This is a genomic window from Clostridium sp. BJN0001, from assembly GCF_022869825.1.
Taxonomy (GTDB): domain Bacteria; phylum Bacillota; class Clostridia; order Clostridiales; family Clostridiaceae; genus Clostridium.
On the sequence record NZ_CP094971.1, the window covers coordinates 1,937,097 to 1,960,844 of the forward strand.

22 protein-coding genes and 1 other annotated feature are annotated in these 23,748 nt (G+C 28.2%); of the genes, 3 read left to right on the plus strand and 19 right to left on the minus strand.

Annotated features, from left to right (window positions below):
- Positions 1 to 51 precede the first annotated feature (51 nt).
- Together hydF and MTX53_RS09505 are read right to left on the minus strand one after the other, a co-directional pair.
- Positions 52 to 1,245, minus strand: a complete 1,194-nt coding sequence (hydF, locus tag MTX53_RS09500) for a [FeFe] hydrogenase H-cluster maturation GTPase HydF (protein WP_244833562.1) — start codon at positions 1,243 to 1,245, stop codon at positions 52 to 54.
- 171 nt (positions 1,246 to 1,416) lie between these two features.
- The gene (locus tag MTX53_RS09505) at positions 1,417 to 3,144 is read right to left on the minus strand and encodes a glycoside hydrolase family 13 protein (protein ID WP_244833563.1); all 1,728 of its coding nucleotides are present in this window, start codon (positions 3,142 to 3,144) and stop codon (positions 1,417 to 1,419) included.
- A gap of 178 nt (positions 3,145 to 3,322) precedes the next feature.
- On the opposite strand from MTX53_RS09505, the gene MTX53_RS09510 reads away from it, so the two are divergent.
- Positions 3,323 to 3,994, plus strand: coding sequence for a helix-turn-helix transcriptional regulator (locus tag MTX53_RS09510; RefSeq protein WP_244833564.1), 672 nt, complete (start codon positions 3,323 to 3,325; stop codon positions 3,992 to 3,994).
- A 110-nt stretch (positions 3,995 to 4,104) separates the two neighbouring features.
- On the plus strand, positions 4,105 to 5,568 hold the full coding sequence (gltX, locus tag MTX53_RS09515) for a glutamate--tRNA ligase (protein ID WP_244833565.1): 1,464 nt from the start codon (positions 4,105 to 4,107) through the stop codon (positions 5,566 to 5,568).
- 43 nt (positions 5,569 to 5,611) lie between these two features.
- Here gltX and MTX53_RS09520 read toward each other — a convergent pair whose 3' ends face one another.
- From MTX53_RS09520 to argS, 4 genes are all read right to left on the minus strand, one after another.
- Positions 5,612 to 6,280: a ribonuclease H-like domain-containing protein gene (locus tag MTX53_RS09520; RefSeq protein WP_244833566.1), complete on the minus strand. Its 669-nt coding sequence runs from the start codon at positions 6,278 to 6,280 to the stop codon at positions 5,612 to 5,614.
- 19 nt (positions 6,281 to 6,299) lie between these two features.
- Complete coding sequence (locus tag MTX53_RS09525) at positions 6,300 to 7,031, minus strand: HAD-IB family hydrolase (protein ID WP_244833567.1); 732 nt, start codon at positions 7,029 to 7,031, stop codon at positions 6,300 to 6,302.
- 158 nt (positions 7,032 to 7,189) lie between these two features.
- The gene (locus tag MTX53_RS09530; RefSeq protein ID WP_244833568.1) at positions 7,190 to 7,723 is read right to left on the minus strand and encodes a nitroreductase family protein; all 534 of its coding nucleotides are present in this window, start codon (positions 7,721 to 7,723) and stop codon (positions 7,190 to 7,192) included.
- A 9-nt stretch (positions 7,724 to 7,732) separates the two neighbouring features.
- Positions 7,733 to 9,424, minus strand: coding sequence for an arginine--tRNA ligase (gene argS / locus MTX53_RS09535; protein ID WP_244833569.1), 1,692 nt, complete (start codon positions 9,422 to 9,424; stop codon positions 7,733 to 7,735).
- A gap of 52 nt (positions 9,425 to 9,476) precedes the next feature.
- Positions 9,477 to 9,687: a binding site (T-box leader), on the minus strand.
- A gap of 122 nt (positions 9,688 to 9,809) precedes the next feature.
- On the opposite strand from argS, the gene MTX53_RS09540 reads away from it, so the two are divergent.
- Entirely contained in the window at positions 9,810 to 11,321 is a 1,512-nt protein-coding gene (locus tag MTX53_RS09540; RefSeq protein WP_244833570.1) for a Ppx/GppA phosphatase family protein, read from the plus strand.
- 15 nt (positions 11,322 to 11,336) lie between these two features.
- Here the strand turns inward: MTX53_RS09540 and MTX53_RS09545 are convergent, their stop codons facing one another.
- From MTX53_RS09545 to MTX53_RS13095, 13 genes are all read right to left on the minus strand, one after another.
- Complete coding sequence (locus MTX53_RS09545) at positions 11,337 to 12,191, minus strand: site-2 protease family protein (RefSeq protein ID WP_244833571.1); 855 nt, start codon at positions 12,189 to 12,191, stop codon at positions 11,337 to 11,339.
- A 14-nt stretch (positions 12,192 to 12,205) separates the two neighbouring features.
- A complete protein-coding gene (locus MTX53_RS09550; protein ID WP_244833572.1) occupies positions 12,206 to 12,562 on the minus strand; it encodes a hypothetical protein in 357 nt (118 codons plus the stop codon).
- A 73-nt stretch (positions 12,563 to 12,635) separates the two neighbouring features.
- On the minus strand, positions 12,636 to 13,778 hold the full coding sequence (locus MTX53_RS09555) for an FtsW/RodA/SpoVE family cell cycle protein (protein ID WP_244833573.1): 1,143 nt from the start codon (positions 13,776 to 13,778) through the stop codon (positions 12,636 to 12,638).
- 151 nt (positions 13,779 to 13,929) lie between these two features.
- Positions 13,930 to 14,202, minus strand: a complete 273-nt coding sequence (minE, locus tag MTX53_RS09560) for a cell division topological specificity factor MinE (protein WP_244833574.1) — start codon at positions 14,200 to 14,202, stop codon at positions 13,930 to 13,932.
- 12 nt (positions 14,203 to 14,214) lie between these two features.
- Positions 14,215 to 15,012: a septum site-determining protein MinD gene (gene minD / locus MTX53_RS09565; protein ID WP_244833575.1), complete on the minus strand. Its 798-nt coding sequence runs from the start codon at positions 15,010 to 15,012 to the stop codon at positions 14,215 to 14,217.
- Between the two features lie 24 nt (positions 15,013 to 15,036).
- Positions 15,037 to 15,681 carry a septum site-determining protein MinC gene (gene minC, locus MTX53_RS09570; RefSeq protein ID WP_244833576.1) on the minus strand — a complete coding sequence of 215 codons (645 nt, stop codon included), beginning with the start codon at positions 15,679 to 15,681 and terminating at the stop codon, positions 15,037 to 15,039.
- A 213-nt stretch (positions 15,682 to 15,894) separates the two neighbouring features.
- On the minus strand, positions 15,895 to 18,813 hold the full coding sequence (locus tag MTX53_RS09575; RefSeq protein ID WP_244833577.1) for a penicillin-binding transpeptidase domain-containing protein: 2,919 nt from the start codon (positions 18,811 to 18,813) through the stop codon (positions 15,895 to 15,897).
- A complete protein-coding gene (mreD, locus tag MTX53_RS09580) occupies positions 18,810 to 19,301 on the minus strand; it encodes a rod shape-determining protein MreD (protein WP_244833578.1) in 492 nt (163 codons plus the stop codon). Before mreD ends, MTX53_RS09575 begins: the two co-directional genes overlap by 4 nt.
- A gap of 10 nt (positions 19,302 to 19,311) precedes the next feature.
- Positions 19,312 to 20,160 carry a rod shape-determining protein MreC gene (gene mreC, locus MTX53_RS09585; protein WP_244833579.1) on the minus strand — a complete coding sequence of 283 codons (849 nt, stop codon included), beginning with the start codon at positions 20,158 to 20,160 and terminating at the stop codon, positions 19,312 to 19,314.
- Positions 20,161 to 20,164: 4 nt separating this feature from the next.
- On the minus strand, positions 20,165 to 21,184 hold the full coding sequence (locus MTX53_RS09590) for a rod shape-determining protein (protein WP_244833580.1): 1,020 nt from the start codon (positions 21,182 to 21,184) through the stop codon (positions 20,165 to 20,167).
- Between the two features lie 305 nt (positions 21,185 to 21,489).
- Positions 21,490 to 22,068: a Maf-like protein gene (locus tag MTX53_RS09595; RefSeq protein ID WP_244833581.1), complete on the minus strand. Its 579-nt coding sequence runs from the start codon at positions 22,066 to 22,068 to the stop codon at positions 21,490 to 21,492.
- 153 nt (positions 22,069 to 22,221) lie between these two features.
- Complete coding sequence (locus tag MTX53_RS09600; protein ID WP_244833582.1) at positions 22,222 to 22,857, minus strand: SPOR domain-containing protein; 636 nt, start codon at positions 22,855 to 22,857, stop codon at positions 22,222 to 22,224.
- A gap of 109 nt (positions 22,858 to 22,966) precedes the next feature.
- Positions 22,967 to 23,566 (minus strand): C40 family peptidase, encoded by a 600-nt coding sequence (locus tag MTX53_RS13095; RefSeq protein WP_280527244.1) that lies wholly within the window; start codon positions 23,564 to 23,566, stop codon positions 22,967 to 22,969.
- Positions 23,567 to 23,748: the final 182 nt, after the last annotated feature.

Sequence of the window (23,748 nt, forward strand, 5' to 3'; positions counted from 1 at the left end):
CATTTTTATAAACGCTTACATATAATTATAAAACTTGACTAATAATACTCTTTAATCTAAATCAGAAAAAATTTTTCTGCTTCTATCTAATGTTCCTGTAAGAAAAGATAATGCTACTCCATAGTTTGTAATTGGTACATTTTTTTCCTTGCATAAATTTATTCTATTAATTACAGTTTTTCTATTAACCATGCATGCACCACAATGTATTATAAGTTTATATTTTTGAACATCAAAATCAAAATCGTGTCCATGCATAAATGTTATATTAAGGTCTCCACCTACATACTTTTTAAGCATACTAGGTATCTTTACTCTTCCTATATCTTCATGTGAAACATTATGTGTACAACATTCTGTTATAAGTACATTATCGCACTTTTTTAAATTTTTTATAGCATCTGCACCTTTTAAATATTCTTTTATATCACCTTTTTGTCTTGCAAAAAGCATAGAAAATCCTGTAATATTAATATCTTTTGGTACAATTTCAGAAACTTTTTTAAATGCCTGTGAATCTGTTATAACAAGTGCTGGTTTAATATCTGAAAGCGCAGATTCAAGTTCTGTATCACGCAGGACATAGCTTTTTATTCCATTATCTAAAAGGTCTCTTAAACATTGAACCTGTGGAAGAATAAGTCGTCCTTTAGGTGCTTCTGAATCAACAGGCACAACTAATATTACTTTTGAACCATATTCAACAAGCCCTGAAATTAATGATGGTTCCTCTTCATCCTGCATAATTATATCTGAAATTTTTTTCTTAAGCTCCTCAATTCCACTATCTTCAGAAACAGAAATAAATAGAGCTTTTGAAAAATCACTTTTAACTTTTTCTAATATATCTTCAGAAACAGATTCCACTTTATTGAAAACTAAAATATAAGGTATATTATACTTTTTAAAATTAAGAATCATACTTTTCATTTCATCTTCATCAATATCATTTATATCAGATAGATAAACTGCTATATCTGTTCTCTTTAATATATCAAATGTCTTATTAATTCTTATTTTTCCAAGTTCAGTAGTATCACCTATACCTGCTGTATCAATAAATAAAACTGGACCTGCTGGAATAAGTTCCATTGCTTTCATTACAGGGTCTGTTGTAGTACCTTCTTTTTTTGAAACTACAGATATATCCTGACCAGTTATCTTATTCATAAGTGATGATTTTCCAGAATTAGTTTTTCCAAAAATAGAAATATGTTTTCTATTTGCATTAGGTGTATTATTCATTTGTTATATCCTCTCTGTTAAATTTTATTTCTTACAAATAAGTATAACATATTAGGTCAAACAATATATGTATTAATTGTTAAATTTGTTAAAAATAATAGACTGACACTTTTTAAGTGCCAGTCTGATAAATATTAATACCATATTTTAACATAATAAATAGTTTTTTTATTATTTAATTTTTAAAATATATCCTTTCATAGGTTCAAGTTCTATTTCATTATTGATAGTTACTTTTTGATCAGAAATTAAATCATGGAATTCACCGTTTAAATTAATATTTATATTATTCTTATCATAATTATTATTTATAATTACAACTGATAAATCGCCATTATATTCTCTCTTAAATGCCAATACATTCTTATCACAGTATAAAGTTTCATAATCACCATAGATAAGTTCTTTATTTTCTCTTCTTATTTTAATAAGTTTCTTATACATATCCATAAGATTAGTATTTTGATGTTTTTCATCCCAGATCATACATTTTCTTGACTGAGGCTCTTCAGCACCTGTAAGTCCTACTTCATCTCCATAATATATATAAGGCACTCCCATATAAGTAAACTGGAATAAAATTGCAAGAAGCATTCTTTCTATATGCTCATCACATTCTGTTAAAAATCTTTTTGTATCATGACTTCCTACAAGATTCCACATCTGTTTTGTGATGCTTTGCATATATATTGTTCTATTTTTAGCAAGTACATTATTAAATTTAACTACATCTATACTTCTATTTGCAAAGAAATCAACACAAGCTCCTTTAAAGGGATAATTCATTATTCCATCAAGCTGATCTCCTTTTAAGAAAGAACTTGCCTCATGCATTATCTCTCCAATTATTATTGCTCCTTTTTTCTTCTTCTTTACAACTTTTTTGAAGCTTCTCCAAAAATCATGGTCAACTTCATCACATACATCTAATCTCCATCCATCTGCATTTACTTCTTCAATCCAATACTTTGAAACATCAAGAAGATATTTCTTTACTTCTTCATTATTAGTATTAAATTTAGGCATATCATAAACATCATTTGCAAATGTGTAATAATTTATCTTTTTTGTGTCAACAGGGAAATTATCTATGAAGTACCAGTCCTTATATTTTGATTTTTCGCCATTTTTAATAATATCTTTAAAAGCGAAGAAATCACTTCCTGAATGATTAAATACTGCATCAAATACTATCTTAATATTTCTTTTATGACACTCAGATACAAGTTTTTTAGCTGTTTCTAAATCTCCAAACTGCTGATCTATACTATAATAATCGCATGTATTATACTTATGGTTTGATGATGATTTAAATATTGGTGTAAGATACAAAAGATCTACTCCTAAATCTTTTAAATAATCAAGCTTATCTATTATTCCTTGAAGGTCTCCACCAAACATAGAATATCTGTCAACTTTGTCTCCCCATTTTTTTACACATTCTGGATCATTTGTCTTATCTCCATTATAAAATCTATCAACAAATATTTGATATACAACAGCTTCTTGAAGCCATTTTTCTTCCTCATAAACATCCGCTTGTGCTATATATGGATACTGAAAAGCTGTAGCTTCTTTTACTTCAATATTATCGTCTCTAAATCCTCTTTCATCTAAGAATAAAGTTTCTCCATTAAAATCAGTAAGTTCAAAGAAATATCTGTATCTATCTTTATATACTTTTAAATCTGAAGTAAAATAATCAAATAATTCATCCGTATCTTTAAGAATCATTTCTTTCTTTATAAAATCATTATCCCAGTCATATCTATCTTTATAGTGAATTATACATTCCTTTATATCACTTTTTGCAGTCCTTATCATTACTGATAAAGTATTTTTATCTTTTCCATACGCATATGGGGTATCTAATATATGATAAATTGCTCTTTTATCCATCTTTTTTCCTCCGATAATTTTTATTATTCGTTTCTGGTATCGATTGCAACCATTACTATATAAATTATATCAGTGGTATCATTTAAAATTTATCTATAATTTATTTTTTTTATCAAATATTTATGTAATCTAAATATTTGTGTATAATATTTATAGTAATTTTAATGGAGGAAAACAAATGTATGATACTTATGATTCTGATAGTTATTTTTTTATAAATGATATATTTTCTCTGATTGCTCAAAAAGATAAGGAAAGTATTTTATGTCTTATTTATAAAAAACATGAAGAGGAAAAACAAAGTAAATATTTTCCCTTGCAAAATAAAAAAGATGATCTTTTAATGTGGAATGTCCTTTTTATTAGAGAGATAATAAAAAATGGATCTACAATACACTTTATTCATACTATTTACAATAAATATTATGAAAGAATAAAAAAACTTAATACATTAGAAGAAATGCAGTCTCTTGAACTTGAAATGACTGATAAATATTTAGATATCTTAAATAATTCAGTAGAGATTACTAATAACTATATAAATAATAAAATTATAGGATATCTATATATACACCTTGAAAATTCAATATCACTGAAAGATATAGCAAATAACCTAAATCTTTCAGTTGGATATATGTGTACATCATTTAAGAAAAATAAGAGTGTTTCAATAATGAAATATTATAAAATCTTAAAAATACAAAGAGCTAAAACTCTTCTTCGCGAAACAGATAAAAGTGTTTTAGAAATATCAACTGATTTATCATTTTCAAATCAAGGAAACTTTAGCAGAACTTTTAAAAAAATTACTGGTCTATCCCCAAAAGATTATAGAAATAAAATCATATAAATTTTTTTCTTCTTAATTCGTTTTTATTGACATAAAAAAGCCATTGATATATGATAAAAGTATTGTAATTTAATAGATACAAGGTAGAAAAAATAATAGGAGTGAAACAAATGGCAGCAAAAATTAGAACAAGATTTGCACCTAGCCCTACTGGTTATATGCATGTAGGTAATTTAAGAACAGCTTTATATGCATATCTTATAGCTAAACATGAAGATGGAGACTTTATTTTAAGAATAGAGGATACCGATCAAGAAAGATTAGTTGAAGGTGCTGTAGATATTATATATGATACTTTAAAAGTAACTGGTCTTAAACATGATGAAGGCCCTGACGTTGGAGGTCCTGTTGGTCCTTACGTTCAAAGTAAAAGAAAAGATATCTATTTAAAATATGCTAAACAGCTTGTTGATAAGGGTGAAGCTTATTACTGTTTTTGTACAAAAGAAAGACTTGATATGCTTCGTGAAAATGCTGAAGCATTAAAAAGACCTTTTAAATATGATAAACATTGTGCAAGACTTACAAAGGAGCAAGTTCAGGAAAACTTAGACAAAGGACTTCCTTATGTTATAAGACAAAATAATCCTACAACAGGAACTACTTCATTTGAAGATGTTATTTATGGAAAAATAACAGTTGATAATTCAGAACTTGAAGATATGATTCTTATTAAATCAGACGGTCTTCCTACATATAATTTTGCCAATGTTGTTGATGATCATCTTATGGGAATTACTCATGTTGTAAGAGGATGTGAATATCTTTCTTCATCACCTAAATACAACAGATTATATGCAGCTTTTGGATGGCCAGTACCAATTTATGTACACTGTCCTCCAATAATGAAAGATGAACATAATAAGCTTTCAAAGAGAAATGGTGATGCTTCATTCGGAGATCTTTTAGACAAAGGATATTTAAAAGAAGCTGTTTTAAACTATATAGCTCTTCTTGGATGGAATGATGGATCAAATAATGAAATATTCTCATTAGAAGAACTTATTAAAGCATTCGATTTCCATGATATAAGTAAATCACCAGCTATTTTCGATAGCAAAAAATTAAAATGGATGAATGGAGAATACATAAGAAAGCTTTCTCTTGAAGAATTCCATGAAAAAGCTGTTCCAGAATATAAGAAAGTTTTAAAGAAGGATTTTGATTTCAAATTATTATCTGAACTTCTTCATACAAGATGTGAACTTTTATCAGATATACCAGAACAGATAGATTTTCTTCAAGAGCTTCCTGAATATTCTACAGATCTTTATGTTCATAAGAAGATGAAATCAACTATTGAATCTTCACTTGACAACATAAAGAAATCTCTTCCAATAATAGAAGCTATAGATGAAAAAGACTGGACTTTAGATAATCTTCACGAAAAGATTTTTGCACTTATTAAAGATCTTGGAGTTAAAAACGGACAAATGTTATGGCCTATAAGAACAGCTCTTTCTGGTAAATCATTCACACCAGGTGGTGCTTTTGAAATAGCTGAACTTCTTGGAAAAGAAGAAACATTAAAAAGACTTAATAAAGGTATTGAACTTTTAGAAAAAGCAAATTAATATAAAAAAAGAGAATTTCTAATTTTTTTAGAAATTCTCTTTTTTATTCTTCTTCCGTTTTTTCATCATTAATCATATATCTTTTCCAATTTATATAAATGTTATAAAGATTAACAACATCCTGCTCGTTGTATAAAAGTATTTTTTCAACTTTTTCTTTTGGTATTCTTTTAAAATAATCTCTATCTTTCATTATCTTCTGAAATGTTTTTGCTAGATTAGAGCCGCTTATAACTTCGCCTTCTCTTATAATATTAAAAACTTTTTCCAAATTTTTTAATCCTATCGACGTAGTTTTTTCTTTTTCATACTCTTTCTGAATATCTATAGAATCGAATTTCTTATTAAAATCATAATTTATTCCATTTTCTTTAAATAAATAATTAATAACAGTAAAATCGTTATTCCCAGAAAAAGTGACTATAGCTTTTTTTCCTTTTTCATGCATCCTCTCGAAATATTTTTCAGCAAGATATAATATATCTATGGATTCATACCTATCTTCTATCATATATTGTGTTACAAGCATTTCTTTTTTTGATTTATCATATACACTTGCACCAAAGACTCCAATACACTTTGGTTTTTTATACACATAATGTTCCAAATCGAAAAATATAAGATCCTCAGGACTGTAATCCTTATCTTTAGATTTTATCATATATTTATCAAAATATTTCTCTGCACTAATAGAATTTTCACGTATAATCACTCTAACATACCACTCTTTCTTACTTGAACTGTATATTCTCAATGTCAATGTTATAGATAACATCTTTTCTTTCAACTATGACATTGATTTTATCTTTTAAAGCTTTATCTTCTACAATCATATTAAGAAGTTCTTTTGTAGGATTTATACAAGATGGATATCCAACAGACTTAAACATTTCAAAATCTCCAGATGTATCACCATATGCAAAACTATCTTTAAGAGAAATATCATATCTATCTACTAATTTTTTTATAGCTTCTGACTTGCTCTTTCCATCCCACATCGGAATGACTTCTCCTGTAAAACGCATAGTTTTTTTATCATAAACATATTTAGAACCTATATAATCTGTAAATCCATATTTTTCTGCCATCTGCTCTACTAAAGACGATGGAGAACCTGATATTATAATGAGTTTATGATTTTTATTTTTGTGCCATCTTATTCGATCTCTTGTATACGTATATACTCTGTCACCTTTTTGCTCAACAACTTTTTCTGCAATATATGACAAATTAGACTTTTGGAATCCTTTTATAGTATCAACATATATTTCAACCATTTTTAAAAGATACGAATCATAATCTCCTTGTCTTCTATCCCACTGAATATAATACGGTCTTACTTCATTATACCATCTTTCTGGAGGAATTATTTCATACTTCACCATCTTTTTAAACATTTCTGTGATTAAACCTTCTCTATACAAAGTTCCATCCAAATCAAAAAATGCTGCAACATTAGCCATATTTGTCCTCCTTTTTACTCTAAACCTTATTATGCCTTTTTTAATATAAAAAAGCTTGTTACTTTAATATATTATTCCTTATTATGCATTGACCTATTTATTATTAATAAAAATAGAAAAGCTTTTTTTATTTTTAAGCTTTCCTATTTATAAATCTATTAAATTATATCTAATATTTCTTCAAGTGGTTTTCTTATTTTTTTTCTTAGTATACCTTTATTATCATATCCAAATGATATAACAAGTCTTACTCTTTTTGAAAATGGAATATTAAGAAGATTTTTTATTTTCTTTTCATTAAACCATCCCATAATGCATGTTCCTATTCCCATCTCTGCAGCTTCAAGGCATATATGTTCTGTAGCAATTCCTATATCAACACTTCTATAATCCTGATTTTTTATAGCACCGCCAAATCTTGATATGACTTTTCCTCTTTCTTCTGTTACTATAACAAAAGCTTTGCTTTTTGAAGCAAATTTATTCATTACTTTATCCTGAACATACTCTGAAACTTTTTCTACTTTTTCTTTATCAATTACAAGATGAAAATGCCATGGCTGTGCATTGCATGCAGAAGGCGCAAGCCTTGCTGCTTCAATACATTTTATAAGCTTTTCTTTTTCAATATCTTTATCACTGTAATTACGTACACTCTGTCTTTTTTCTATAAGGTCCATAAACTCTGTCATTTTATCACCTTACATTTCTTCTACAACATCTATTCCAAGAAGATTTAAAGCATTCTTTATTACTTGAAGAGAAGCTTTAACAAGAGAAAGCCTTGCTGCTTTTAATTTCTGATCTTCAAGATTTAATACTGAATGTGAATTATAAAATTTATTAAATAATTTTGCAACTTCTATTACATATCTTGTAATTATGCAAGGTTCAAGTTTATCAAGAGCTATCTTTATCTGATCATTAAATATTGAAAGTGCTTTTACAAGTTCAAATTCTTCTTTTGTTTTAAGAAGGCTATAATCAGGTTTTTCTACTACATCTGAAGCTCTCTTTAATATACTATTTCCTCTTGCATATGCATACTGTACATATGGGCCAGTTTCTCCATCAAATGATAATATTTCTTTCCAATCAAATACTATGTCTTTTTCTCTTGAATTCTTAAGATATGTAAATAAGACTGCACCTACACCTATCTTTTTAGCAATATCTTCTTTATTCTTAATATCAGGGTTTTTCTCATTTATTACTTCTGTTGTTTTCTCTATTGCTTCTTTTAATAAATCATCAAGAAGAACTATCTCTCCATTTCTTGTTGAAAGTTTTCTATCTTTAAACTTAACAAGACCAAATCCTACATGAACGCAATCTTTTGCCCAAGTATGTCCTGCAAGTTCAAGGACTTTAAATACCTGCTTAAAATGAAGTGCCTGTGGAGTACCAACAACGTATATACTCTTTACAAAATCATAAGTCTTCTTTCTGTACATAGCAGCTGCAAGATCTCTTGTTGCATAAATAGATGCTCCATCTGCCTTTACAACTATACAAGGAGGCATATTGTAATCATCAAGCATAACAACCTGTGCACCATTACTCTTTACTAAAAGCTTTTTATCTTTTAATTCCTTAACAACTGCATCCATTTTATCATTATAAAATGCTTCTCCTGCAAGTGAATCAAATTTAACTCCTAATATATCATAAACTCTCTGAAATTCTTTAAGACTTAAATCTCTGAATTTTTTCCATAAAGCTGTAACATCTTTATCTCCATCTTCAAGTTTTTTAAAATTAGCTCTTGCTTCATCTTCAAGAGATGGATCTTTTTCTGCCTCAGTGTGGAATTTTACATATATTCTTAAAAGTTCATCTATTGGATTTTTTTCAAGTGCGTCTTCATTAACCCATCTTTTATATGCAGATATGAGTTTTCCAAACTGTGTTCCCCAGTCTCCTAAATGGTTTATTCCAACTGGACTATATCCTTCTTTTTTAAACATTTTATATAACGAATTACCTATTGCTGTAGTAAATAAATGTCCTACATGAAATGGCTTTGCTATATTAGGTGAAGAATATTCAACGCATACTGTCTTTCCTTCTCCAAAAGAAGATGCACCATAGTTATCCTTCTCTTCTAAAACTTTATTAATTATATCTTCTGATACTGAAGCTTTACTAACAAAAAAGTTTAAATATGGTCCAAAAGATTCTACTTTTTCAAATCCGTCATAATTAACTTTTTCCTTTAATTCTTCTGCAATCATGTTTGGAGCTTTTCTCATAACTTTGGCAAGCTTAAAACATGGGAATGCGAAATCTCCCATCTCAGGCTTTGGAGGTGTCTCTATAAGGCCTAAAGCCTCCTCCTTATCTATATCTGTTATATCCGACATAATTTTAGCTATATAATTTTTATAATTCATATTTTTCCTCCTATTTTTAATAAAAAGTAACAAAAAAACCGTCTCTTTTAAATAAAGAGACGGAATATCCGCGGTACCACTCTAATTGTATTTTTATAAAAAATACCTCTTAAAATTTTAACGTAAATTTAGACGGCAACCCTACTCATTTCAGGCGCTTCTCAAAGGTTCTCTTCATTTATCAAAAAATATCAGGCTCACACCAAAATCCTAACTCGCTTAATTTTAGTTTAATAAACTACTCTCCTCATCATTGAATTTAACTTTATAAATCTAACTTATTATACAAAAATAAAAGCTTTCTTGTCAATTAACTTATTGAATTTTTAATGTAATATGATATATAATAATGATATTATTTAATAGTAAGGAGCTTATTTATATTATGGATAAAATAGGAGTTATATATATTGGTGCAAATTCTGTGAAATTTACATTAATGACTATCCTAAAAACAGGTTATTATAAAATTATAGATGAATCTACAAGTGATATTAAGCTTGCTACAGATCTTATATATGGAAACACTATAAGTGATAAAAAAATAACTCTAACTCTCGATAATGTTCGTTCATTTAAATCTCTATGCAAAGCTTCTAGTGTGAATGACATTATTGCAGTTGCAAACTGTTCTTTAAGCAAGGCTAAAAATATAGATACACTTTTTAATGAGATAAAAACTAATTTCAACATTGATGTTACTCTTTTATCTGAAAGCGATGAAATAAAATCAACTTTTCTTGCTGTTGTAAAAAGTATGCATATAGAAAATAGTCTTATAATTGACATATGTGGTGCATCAACGCATCTTTCATTTGTACAAAATGGGAAACTCGAAAACTATACCGTTATTCCATTTGGAACTCTTACTCATGCCTACAAATATGATTTACGAGACAGAGTACTTCCAAACAATCTTATATCTGCAATAGATGTAATAAAAGATTCTGTTTCTAATATTTCATGGATTAAAGATCATACATTTGATTCTGTTATCTGTGTAGGGGGTACTGCAAGAGCTATTTATAAAATAGATAGGAATAAAAAAAGATATCCTTTTGACATTGTGCATAATTATGAAATGACTAAAAATGATGTTCATCATATATATAATCTTGTTAAATCTAAAAATTATAAACAAAGAATAAATATTGAAGGACTTTCAAAAGACAGAGCTGACTTAATAGTTGGAGGATCTGTTATCTTAAATACAATTCTTAACTATATAGACTGTGATAAAATAATAATCTCAGGAAGAGGACTTAGAGAAGGAATAATGTTTCATTATATAGAAAACAATTATGGTGAAATAAAAGATGTACTTGATTTTAACTTAAATGGGATAATGGACTATCTTCATATAAACAAGACACATTCATTTAATTTATATCATATGACTCAAAAATTATTCAATTCATTATATCCAATTCACAAATTTAAAAACACATATGATAATGTTATAAAAACATCATCACTTCTTCACGATTCCGGTATATCAATTGACTACTATCATCATTATAGACATTCGTTTTATGTCATATTAAATTCAAATATAAATGGTCTATCACATAAAGAACTTATTATGAGTGCTTTAATTGGTGGTACTCACTTAAATTTAAACAATATTCCAATAACTCCGTATCTCTCTATAATAAACAAGCTTGATATAAAAGCTATAAACTATATATCAGTGCTTCTATCTATTTCAGAAGAATTAGACAGAAGTTTTGAGAATGCAATTAAAGACATAAATGTAGAGATTACTGACTCAGATGTCATAATTACAATAACTTCTGACTTAAATCTTGAACTTGAAATATCTCATGCACTTTTAAATAAAGAAATATTTTTAAGTACATTTTGTAGAAATCTTATAATAAAGCAAAAAAATAAATGACAAATTTAAAATTTGTCATTTATTTTTCTCTAATATATATTTTTCAAGTGATATATTTCCATAATCTTTAAGTGCAGAAATAAGCTCATCCTCATTCATTATATAAAGAACTATCATATCATCATTTAAAATATAAAATATATTAAATTTATTTTTATCGACTAACATAAGAACTTTTAAAAGAGTAATTTTATAATAAACTGAAATAGTTTTATTTTCTACGTATCCATTTCTTTTTATCTTTCTTATTTTAGAAACTATTCCACCCATCATTATATACATTTTCTTTCGTCTTTCAGAAATAATCGTATATAATATAAAAATCACCATTATAAATAAACTGATATTAATTTTATGTAATAGAAAAGTTATTATCAAAAAAACTAGGAAAAGTACTATACAAAAAATAAAACTAAGTATTTCTATAATATTCTGCGCTTTTTTATATAAAACTTTTCTGCTAAGCAAAACCTCTAAAACTTTTGATCCATCTAAAGGATATGATGGAACAAGATTAAAAACTCCAAGAAATAAATTGATTTTTGCACATTCCAAAAATAAATCATTCATATTTTCAGAAAAAAGCATCATACATATAATACCAATAAAAATGTTAGATAATGGGCCTGAAAGATATAAATATAATTTTTGATCTTCTGAAAGTTCATTGATATCAGAAATAACGGCATTTGCTCCAAATATCCAAATAAAAGTCTTTTTGAGCCTACATCCAAAATTTAGAGCTGTAATAATATGAACAACTTCATGAATCATAATAAATAAAAAACTTAAAAATATCGGATTATTGTATGCCGTTAGTGATAAAAGAAGAATCAGCTCAATAATTAATACATTTATCCATTTTTTCATATTAACTCCTAAAATTAATATTGCTGATTTCTTATACTCTCAAGATAAGTCATACATTCTGCTGTTCTGTTTTTTAAAAATTCGTACTCATTCTCATAATCGTATTTTTTTATCTCATCGATAGTAATGTTGCTATTAAGCTGCATACGTATAGTCCTATAAATTCTTATTACATTGTTGTCTTTAATAAAACTCAATCCAAATAAAGCTGAAATAATCACAGCAGATAATATACATTGTGCGGTAATCTTATTGACAATTTTATTAACATTTAATTTTTTTATATTTTGGTTCTTATTTCTAATGCTTTTAACATTCTTGTTTTGGATATTACGATAATACATCTCATAGGCATTTTTATATTTTTCCACAATCATTCATTCCTAAAAATATTGTTCTAGTACTAAATATATATAATTTTTTCATTTTTAGAATATACAAAGTTTAAAAATAAATTTTCTTTTTATGAGCTCCAGCTTTTAATACAAATGCTATTGACATCATTACTGTTACCATAGAACTACTTCCATAACTTAAAAGTGGGAGTGTTATTCCTGTTATTGGTAAAAGTCCCATTGTCATTCCTATGTTCTGAATTATAGCAAAGAGAAAATATGATATAATTCCAGAACTCATAAGTGATCCAAAAATTTCTTTTACACTTCTTGAAATTGAGATCATTCTAAAAAGCATAAATCCATAAAGAACTATTACTGCCAAGCCTCCAATAAGGCCCCACTGTTCTGATATTGCAGTAAATATAAAATCTGTTCTATCTTCTGGAACATTTTGCGCTGCGTAGCCTGTAGTTCCATCTGGATCAAAAGATGGTCTGCTTCCTAAAATACCACCAGATCCTATAGCTATAAGCGACTGATTAAGATGATATGTAGTTTTTGCATCATCTGCATTTGGATTTAAAAACGCTGTAAATCTATTTATCTGATATGTCTGAAGAAGTCCTGAATTTAATACGATAAGTATTCCTACTATGAGTGTAATAAGACCTCCTCCTATAACACGCATATCAAGACCTGCAATAAAAAACATTCCAAGTACGATAAAGAAACATACCATTGTCATTCCCATATCAGGCTGAGTTATTATAAATGCAACTGGAATTGCAGCATAAAGAACTAAAATAAAGAAATTTTTTATATCATTTATCTTGCAGTCCATCTCATCAAGTTTCTTTGCAAGCATTAATATTATCGCAATTTTAGCTATTTCAGAAGGCTGAAATTGAAATCCTCCAATCTTCATCCATCCTCTTGCACCATTTACTACTATTCCTATTCCTGGTACTTTAGCTAAAATAAGCATAACTACTGAAATCCAATAAAATATAGGAACAAAATTAATAAACATATTATAATCTATACACATTATAATATACATAATAATTATTCCGAGTATAACTCCTATAAGTTGCTTCTTTAAATAATAATATGGTTGTACAGAAATCGTACCTTTAGTACATAAATATATATTTACTGTTCCTATTAAAATAAGTAAAAACATACTTATTAAAATAAGCTTATCAATTTCTTTTAAAACTCTGACATCTGGTTTTAATATTTTAAACAAAATTTCACCTCATAACTCTGTCTTTTTCTTAAGAATATTTTATCACTTACATTTGCTATAAGCAATTAGGATATTATTACAAAAATATTAAAAGGCCACCGCCTATAGCGATAAGCCTTTTAAATAAAAACTTTATCATTTAATCCTTACTTTATCTTCCATGTACATTTTTAATAGGTATATTTGCAATTAATGCAGAAGAATTTTCTCCACTTTCATCTGTCTCTGTCTTATTAACTGAAATTTCAACATCTTCGAGCTGTATATCTATATATTTGGAGATTACATTAAGTATCTCTTCCCTTATCTTATCTATAGTTTCAGGTGGTATTTCTCCTCTATCATGTATAAGTATAAGCTTTAACCTATCTTTCGCAACTTGCTTTGGAGAAGTCTTATTTCCAAAATTCTTAAAAAATCCCATTTCCTTTCACCTCTACTTATGTTTGAATAGTTTTTTTATCGAACTGAAGAAACCTTCGTCCTGAGGTTTTAAATCCATAAGTGGAACTTTTTCTCCTGTTATTCTTCTAGCAATATTTAAAAATGCTTGTCCTGAATATGAATCTTTTTGTAAAACGATAGGTTCACCCTTATTTGTAGAAACTGTAATATCCTTATCATCAGGTACAACACCTAAAAGTCCAACTGAAAGTGTTTCAACTATATCGTTAACATCTAGCATATCTCCATTTTCAGTCATCTTATAATTAAGTCTATTTACAATTATTTTATGATCTTCAAGTCCTTTTGCATCAAGTTTTCCTATTACTCTATCAGCATCTCTTACTGATGTTATTTCAGGATTGACAACTATTATTGCTCTATCTGCTCCTATTACTGAATTCTCAAACCCTTGCTCAATTCCTGCAGGACAGTCAATTAATATATAATCATATTCTTCTTTTAATTCGTTTACTATCTTAAGCATGTCTTGTGTGCTTACATCATCTTTATCTTTTGTCTGCGCTGTTGGAAGCATACACATATTATTAAATCTTTTATCTTTTATAAGAGCCTGTTTTAATCTACATCTTCCTTCTATCACATCAATTAGTGTATAAACTATTCTATTTTCTAATCCAAGCAATACATCAAGATTTCGTAGTCCTGTATCACCATCAACAACAGCAACTTTCTTTCCAAGTGATGCCAGAGCTGTTCCTATATTAGCTGTTGTTGTTGTCTTTCCAACTCCGCCTTTCCCAGAAGTTATAACAATAGATTCTCCCATTTAAAAAATCCCTCCATATGTTTTTTATATATACTTATTTGGCAAATACGGTTCAACCACAATATAACCATCTTCTATTTTTGCAAGTTCAGGATATTCAGGTTTTGCATCTTCATCTGGTGAAAGTGCAACTTTATCAGCAATTTTTAGAAGTTCTGGTTCAAGAGAAAATGCTACAATAACTGATTTGCTATTTCCTTGTGTTCCAGCACTTACTTTTCCTCTTATCCTGCCTAAAACGATGACATTTCCAGAAGCAGAAACTTCAGCTCCATTATTTATGTCACCTATTATTACAATATTTCCATTATAATTAATGCTTTGTCCACCTCTAACTGTCTTTCTAATAAATTTGGTCTTTCCTTCATATACATCTGAAAAATTTTTCTTACTATCTTTACCCTTATCTTTTATATCTTTAAGTACAATATCTTTAATTTCTATCTGATTTATAAGTGAATTCTTTAATACTTGTATATCACTTTTACCTAAAAGATCAAAATCAAAATTTAAAGTAAAGGTTGTATCTTTATAAAATTTTTTTCCTTTTAACAGTTTCTTTAAAAGAGTACTCTGCATATCTTCAAATGATTCAAATTCATTCATTAAAATTGTGGCATTAATACCATCTTTGTTTCCTTTTATTACAATTCCATTATTATTAAACATTATTTACCTCCAACAATTTTGCAGGCTGAATTTATTTTAGCATTTTTAGTTATTATTTACTTACTATTGAATTATAACATTATTAGACCATTTTTGTATAGGTATTTTCTCATTTTTTAAAGGTTAATCCTATAAATTTGTACATGTAAATAAATTTATAATAAAATAGCATAAAATTTCAAATTCATCTTTAAAATTTTATGCTATCTATAACTAATTCTCTTTTTTTGTATTCTCAATATTTTGAGAATTTTCTTTTTGGCTCTTCTGCTCTTGTTCATTATTTGGATTATCTAAAACATATTTTTTGAACGTATCAGAAGACGATGCATAGTTTGGATAATCTTTTACAATTTGATCTTTAAAGTAAGCTTCAAAAACAGCACGAACTGCAGTAGAAATAGTACCTCCATGACCTCCATCAAATACGACTGCTGCAACTGCGATTTGAGGATTTTCAGCTGGTGCATAGCTGACATATGTTGCATAAGGCTGTCTTCCCACCTCATCCTGTTTATCTAAAGCATCTGCTGTTCCTGTTTTACCAGCTGTCTTTATTGGAAAGATAGAGAATACTGAACTTGCTGTTCCTCCTTCTTCTGTATTAACGGCTTCCATTCCTTCTTTTATAGCCTGCTGTGTACTTTTAGACATATTTACAGTATTTAATATTTCAGGGTCAAACTGCTGAAGAACATTTCCTTCTGCATCAGTTATCTTATCAACAAGATGAAGTTTATATCTTGTTCCACCATTTGCAAGTGTTGAAATATATGATACTAACTGAAGCGGAGTAAAAGCATTCATACTCTGTCCTATAGAAGCATATACAAGCTGTCCTGGTGTAGATATTTCGCCTGGTTTATCATTTATAGTAAACTGAGCTAACGATTCTGCTATAATTGATACCTGATTATCTAAATTTACACTTCTTCCTTCAGATTCAGCTTTTGAAACATTCTGCTTATATCTATCTGAATTATCCATTATTGTTCTTATATCATCTTTTACTGATTTAGCAAATTCATCATGTGACATTAAAGATTCATCTGTTCCAACTTTGTTTAAACTTTCCACCATTTTATCTTTAATTGATTTCTTTGCATCAGCTACTTTTTGATTATCATCATCTGAAATCTTAAAATCAAATGGAATAAACGAATTTATTCCTTTATAGCTTCCATCTTCAAGATATTGAACTATTTCAAATTTAGCTGAAGATATGGAACGCATTTTCCATGATGTAAAATTATATACCTGTCCAAAATTTTCCTGAATCTCTATACCTGTGCTTGCCTTTGTATTACCTTTTGGATCAACTCCAAGCCCAAACTGCCAAGCATATTTTGCTATAGAATCAAGTGCAGATATATTAGCGCCGCTTTTCATATACATTCTATATGCAGTTTCATAAAAATAGTAGTTTACTGATTCTGCAATAGCTTTTTTTAAGTTTACATCACCTAGAGTAACTCCTCCTTGTTTATATTCAATTCCTGAAGGATTGAATCCTGCTCCAAATGTCTCAGGGTGAATATTAAATTCACCTGTATCAAGGATAGTTGTACTCGTATCTATCGCTCCTGATTCAATTCCTGCAACAGCTGTTAATGGCTTAAAAGTTGAACCTGGAGGTAAAAGAGACATTGTTGCGTAATTATACATATTTCTAGGATAAAGATCATATGGATCTGTTCTTCTTCCATTTTCTTCAGGGAAAAGTTCGTCAATAGATTTATTAAGTCCCATTCTCTGTATGAAATTTTTTCCAAATGAATTCAAATCAGGACTAAAATATGAACTTACAAGATCCGAAGATGCTTTATCTGTCGCCGTAAATATATTAGGATCATAATTAGGCAAACTTACAAGTGCAATAACTTTTCCTGTATTAACATCTACAGCAACGAGTGCTCCTCTTGTTGCATTTTTATATATACCACTTTGCTGCGTATTCATAGCATCCTGAAGTGCCTGTTCTGCCGCATACTGTACATCTGCATCTATTGTTAGATGAACATCATTTCCCGGGTAAGATTCCAATTTAAATAGTTCTTCAGTAGTTCTTCCTTTTGAGTTTACTTTTACAGTTGTTCCACCTTTTGAACCTTTAAGCTGATCTTCAAATGCAGATTCTATTCCTGATTTTCCTATAACATCAGAAGATGCATCATATCCTCTTAATTCATATCTATCTTTTTGTGAACTATCTATCGATGATACATATCCAAGTACTGATGATGCTAAATTATGAAATGGATAATATCGTATTGGAGTACTGCTTACATTTATTCCAGGAAGATCATTTAATTTCTGATAAATGATCATTACTGTATCTTTTTTTAAATTTTCTGCAATAGTAACTGCTTTATATCCACTATAACTCTGCATCTTTATTGCATCTTTTACAAGCATATACTCTCTTATATCATTTAAAGAATATCCACCATCTAGAATTATCTGAGTTAATTCTTTTCCATCCATTTTGTCATATACTGATTTTTTTTCTTTTGACAAGTAATCATCATCAACCATTCCTATTAAATCATAACTCTTTACAAGATAATAGAATGTTTCTTCAGCTGATTTATCTACAAGCTGATTATCTAGTTTTTCTTCCTGTTCATCATTAAGCTGTTCAACATCTTTTAGATCATCATCCTTGTTCTTTAAAAAATAATCATATCCTCTATCCTTTTTAAATCGCAATTCTTCAGCTTTTCTTGACTTATCATCATCAGTTTTATATTCAAAATATATCTCATTATTATCACTTATTTTAAGTTGCATATTGTCCTGAATAGACTCTCCATTTTCTTTTAAAAGTTGAAATAACTCTTTCATTGTAGAAAAAAATGAAGTTTGATCATCATTTTTAGTATATGTAATTGTATATGTCTGTTTATTAGATGCAAGTGTAGTTCCATTTTTATCATATATCTTTCCGCGTGGGGCAGTTTCTGATATAAATCTTGTAGCTGAAACATTTGCCTTATCTTTAAATTCGTCATATCTCAATATCTGAAGATATGCAAGCCTAATACCAATTACAGACAATATAAAAAAAAGAATAACTGTCAATATTGTATATCTTGAAATCTTTTTTTTCTTTTCAGGTCTATTTACTATCATTTAAACCTCCATGTATGTTTCGAACTATCATTATCTGTATATTTTAACAATATACCATAAATTATAAACATTATAACAGAATTATATATTGAAGCTATAATTGCTGTACTAAAATCAAGATTTAACTTTAAGAAATAATATATACCTGCTATAATAAAATATTTTAAAATTGTAAAAACAAATGTACTTATAATAGGTACCATTCGTTTTTCTCTCACAATAACTTCAGCAATTAATGCTGTAATATAGCATATAATAAGATTCGTAAATGAATTTAATCCAAATAAATTAAATAAAAATAAATCCTGAAGAATTCCACTTCCAATTCCTATAAGCACAGCATATTTTTTTTCAAGGCAAAAAGAACATGCTATTGAAAAAACAAATAAAATACTCGGATATGCATTATGAATAGGGAAAAATGGTATAACCGAATTATCTAAAATAGCTAATAAAATCATAATTATAATAAAAATTGCTTTTTTCATTTTTTACCCTCTAATTATATGAAATATCCGAAGTATCTTTAGGACATACAACTACAAGTTCTTCTAATTTATTAAAATCAACGTATGGTTTTACTATTGCAGTCTTTGTAACTTTAGTATTATCCTCTTCAACTTTTTCTACTTCTCCTATTTTTATTTCTTTAGGATATATTCCTCCTACGCCTGATGTCATAATAACATCGCCTTCTTTAATTTCAGAATCTACAGGAAGTTCATATACTTTTGCAAGATTACTATTATCTCTATCCTTATATCCTTTCAAGTATCCTGTTGCTTCTCTAGTACTATCTACCATTACACTTACTGCAATATTTTCATTCATAATAGACTGAACTATAGAAGATGAATTAGAAACACTTGTTACCTGACCTACTAAGCCTTTTGCCGCAATAACAACCATTCCCTTTTTTATATTGTCTTTTGCACCTTTATTTATTATATATCCATTTACAAAATTTCCATTACTAAAACCTATAATATCACATGCCACATAATTATAATTATCTTTTTCATTAGTAAAATTTAATATTTCTCTAAGTCTTTCATTTTCATTAACTACATCAGAATTTTCTAAAATCTGATTTTTTAATTCTTCATTTTCTTTAACAAGTTCTTTATTCTGAGATTTTACTTCAGAAAAGTTCAAAAAGAAATCTAATGTTTCTTTTATTCTATTATTTATTTTATATATAATTGACTGTGCTGGATTTAATGTAGCTGAAGCTCCGGACTGAACTGCATTTGCCTTATCAGTTTTTGCAGAATAAAATATTAATGCTAAAAAGCCAACTGACAGTACCAATACAGTTACTGCCAGTTTATTTCTAAAGAATTTCATCTATTTAGCCTCTCTGATCCTTACTTATCTTATCAAAATCTTCTAAGGCTTTTCCTGCTCCAAGTACAACGCAGTCAAGTGGTGCTTCTGCAACATGCACAGGCATATTTGTTTCTCTATTTATAAGCTGGTCTAATCCTTTAAGAAGTGCTCCTCCTCCAGCTAACATTATTCCTTTCTCCATTATATCTGCTGATAATTCTGGTGGTGTTTTTTCAAGAGTTGTTTTTATTGCTTCAATAATCGCAGCTACTGGTTCTCTAAGTGCTTCTCTTATTTGAGTTTCAGAAACTTGAACAACTTTTGGAAGTCCAGTCACCATATCGCGGCCTTTAATATCCATTACTCTCTCTTCTTCATCTGGTACTTTATCGGCAGATCCTATTTCTATCTTTACAAGTTCAGAAGTTCTTTCACCAATCATAAGATTGAATTCTTTCTTTATATATGAAATTATAGATTGATCAAGTTCATCTCCTGCAATTCTTAATGACTTACTTGTAACAATTCCTCCAAGAGAAATAATCGCAACTTCTGTAGTTCCTCCACCAATATCTACTATCATACTTCCTGTTGGTTCACTTACTGGAAGATCAGCTCCTATTGCAGCTGCCATTGGTTCTTCCATAAGAATTACATCTCTAGCTCCTGCAAGCTTTGTAGCCTCTTCTATTGCTCTTTTTTCAACTTCTGTTACTCCAGAAGGATAACATACTATTATTCTTGGACTCTTAAATGCACTCTTAGATGTAACTTTTTCAATTAAATTCTTAAGCATTGTCTGTGCTATATCAAAATCGGCAATAACTCCATCCTTAAGAGGTCTTATTGCTACTATATTACCAGGAGTTCTTCCTATCATAAGTTTAGCTTCAGCTCCTACTGCTAAAGGCCTCTTTGTAATATTATTTATAGCAACAACAGATGGCTCTCTAAGTACAATACCTTTTCCTTTAACGAATACAAGTGTATTTGCTGTTCCTAAATCGATTCCCATGTCTTTTCCTGTTCCAAAAAATCCCATGTTTGTTTTTTCCCCTTTCCAATCTATAGTTATTCATTTTTCTTTATAATTATGTAACTATTTATATTATTTTATATGATCTAATAATTTGATTCTTAATATAATTAAAAACTCTCTAATTCAAAATTTCTAATCATTTTATTTTAGATATATAATAAAAATTAGCATTTAAAAGCCAATCTAGTCAATTAAATGCCTCTAATATTTCACTTACAAAAATAAGAACATTTCCTCTTGCTACTACCATCTATAAATATACATGACTAAAAGTTCTTAATTCAAATATTTTTTAATTCTAACTAATATTAATCTAAAAATATTTTTAAAGATTTTATCATCGTTTTTAACTTATTAATAGGAAGCCCTACAATATTATAATAGCATCCATTAATTTTTTCAACAAATAAACCACCTTTTCCTTGTATTCCATAAGCACCTGCTTTATCCATAGGCTCACCTGTGTCTATGTACTTCATTATTTCTTTATCTGTAATATTAGAAAAAAATACGTCAGTACATACGCTTTCACTTAACACTTTATCTCCATACATTACAGTTACTCCAGAATAAACTGAATGTTTTTTCCCAGAAAGTTTTTTAAGCATTTCAAATGCTTCTTGTTTGTCGCGTGGTTTTCCTAATATGTTGTTATCAACACATACAACCGTATCTGCAGAAATTATAATAGTATCATTAAGATCTTCAAATCTTTTTTTTACTTCTTCTGCTTTTCCAAATGATATTTTTTTAACATACTCGTCTACAGAACCATTAAATTCTACAATTCGCTCGTCAAAACAACTTTCAATAATTTCAAATTCATTAAAAATTCTTTTTAAAAGTTCCTTTCTTCTCTCTGATGCTGATGCTAATATTATTTTCAAGAAAACACATCCTTAATTAGTAGTAATATACTTCTAAACTCAAATTTTTAAAGTAACAGAATAAATCGTGTATTACTATCTATTCTTTATATAGTTTATCATTTAAAAAGTGCATAAACAAGTATCTTTACTTAACTTATATTAAATTTAATTTTATTGTAATAATTTTAATACATCATATAGTTTTTTCATATTATCTATATTATTTGTAGCTGTTAATTCATCAGGCATTTCGCTAACATAACTTTTAATATCATCTGACACATTTTCATTATTAGATGATACGATTTCTTCAAACCATTTTTTAAACTCATATGTTTTTATAGAACTTACTTCTTTATCAGTAAGTTTATCATTTAATTTTAATGCTGCATCTATTACCTCTATGTCAAGATTTGTGTTTTTAGAAGATTCTTTTATTAACATATCTTCTTTTGTCACATCAATACCTTCTGATTTAAGGTTACTAATTATAGTTTGTGCATTTTCTTTATGATATATTCCTAAAATAATCTTAAATTTTCCATCACTTTCAACAATAAAAGGGTTTAAATTTTCTTTTTCTTTAATAATTTTCTCTGCATTTTCTTTTTTACTAAAGCATCCTATTTGAACAGTGCATGGTACTATATTTTTTTCTTTTGTATCAACTGAAGTATTATCCCCTTTAATATTAAATTTATTAAATATAATGATAAATGCTAAAAATATTAAAAAAATAGAAAGAAGCAAAATAAATACTCTATTTATTATAGATTTCCTATTATAATTATATCTTGTATACTTCATAAAACTAATGCCTCCATTTTCTTTTTACTATGCTTATACATAATATTATTGGTGACATAATTTTAGAACCTCAATAAAAAAGGGTATAAAAAAAGTGGCTTTCCCCACTTTATATAATTCTTCTAGCTGTAGCATATACTCTTGAGTAATAGCTACTATTTAAAGAACTTACCATAACAGGTTTTCCTGTTCTTGGGGCATGAATAAAGTCTCCCCCTCCTACATATATACCAACATGACTTATTGATCCCATTGTATTAAAGAATACTAAATCTCCAGGTTCAAGATTTGATTTAGAAACTATACTTCCTTGAGTTACCTGCTGATAAGTTGTACGATTTAATGATATTCCAGATTTTCCATATACATACTTTGTAAACCCAGAGCAATCAAAAGCATTAGGGCCTACTGCACCATATACATATGGCTTTCCAAGTAGACTATATGCTGTATTTATAATTGAACTTGTTTTTCCTGATTCACCTCTTGATAACATACTTTCTGGAAGAAGTGAACTATCTGAAGCTGCCTTTTTTATAGGAGCTTTAATTGTCTTAACTGAAACTAAGTTAGCTGTTTTAACTGTAGATGTACTGCTTGTTGTTAATGTTGTATCTGCACTTGCTGAAAGCGGTGCTATAAAAACTGTTCCTGCAACAGCTATTGACATTGCTGATTTTAAAATTATCTTTTTCATATTACTGTACATTAATTCGACCTCTCTTTTTTATAATGGAAACGTTGCCTTAACAGTAAACATTTTCATTATTTTATAATCATTACCTACCTCATGTATCGATAAATTTATTATATACATTTCATAATTTTTGGTCAAGCTCTTATAAAAATAATCTCCTACTCATATCTCTCATTATCTAACATATCCTCATA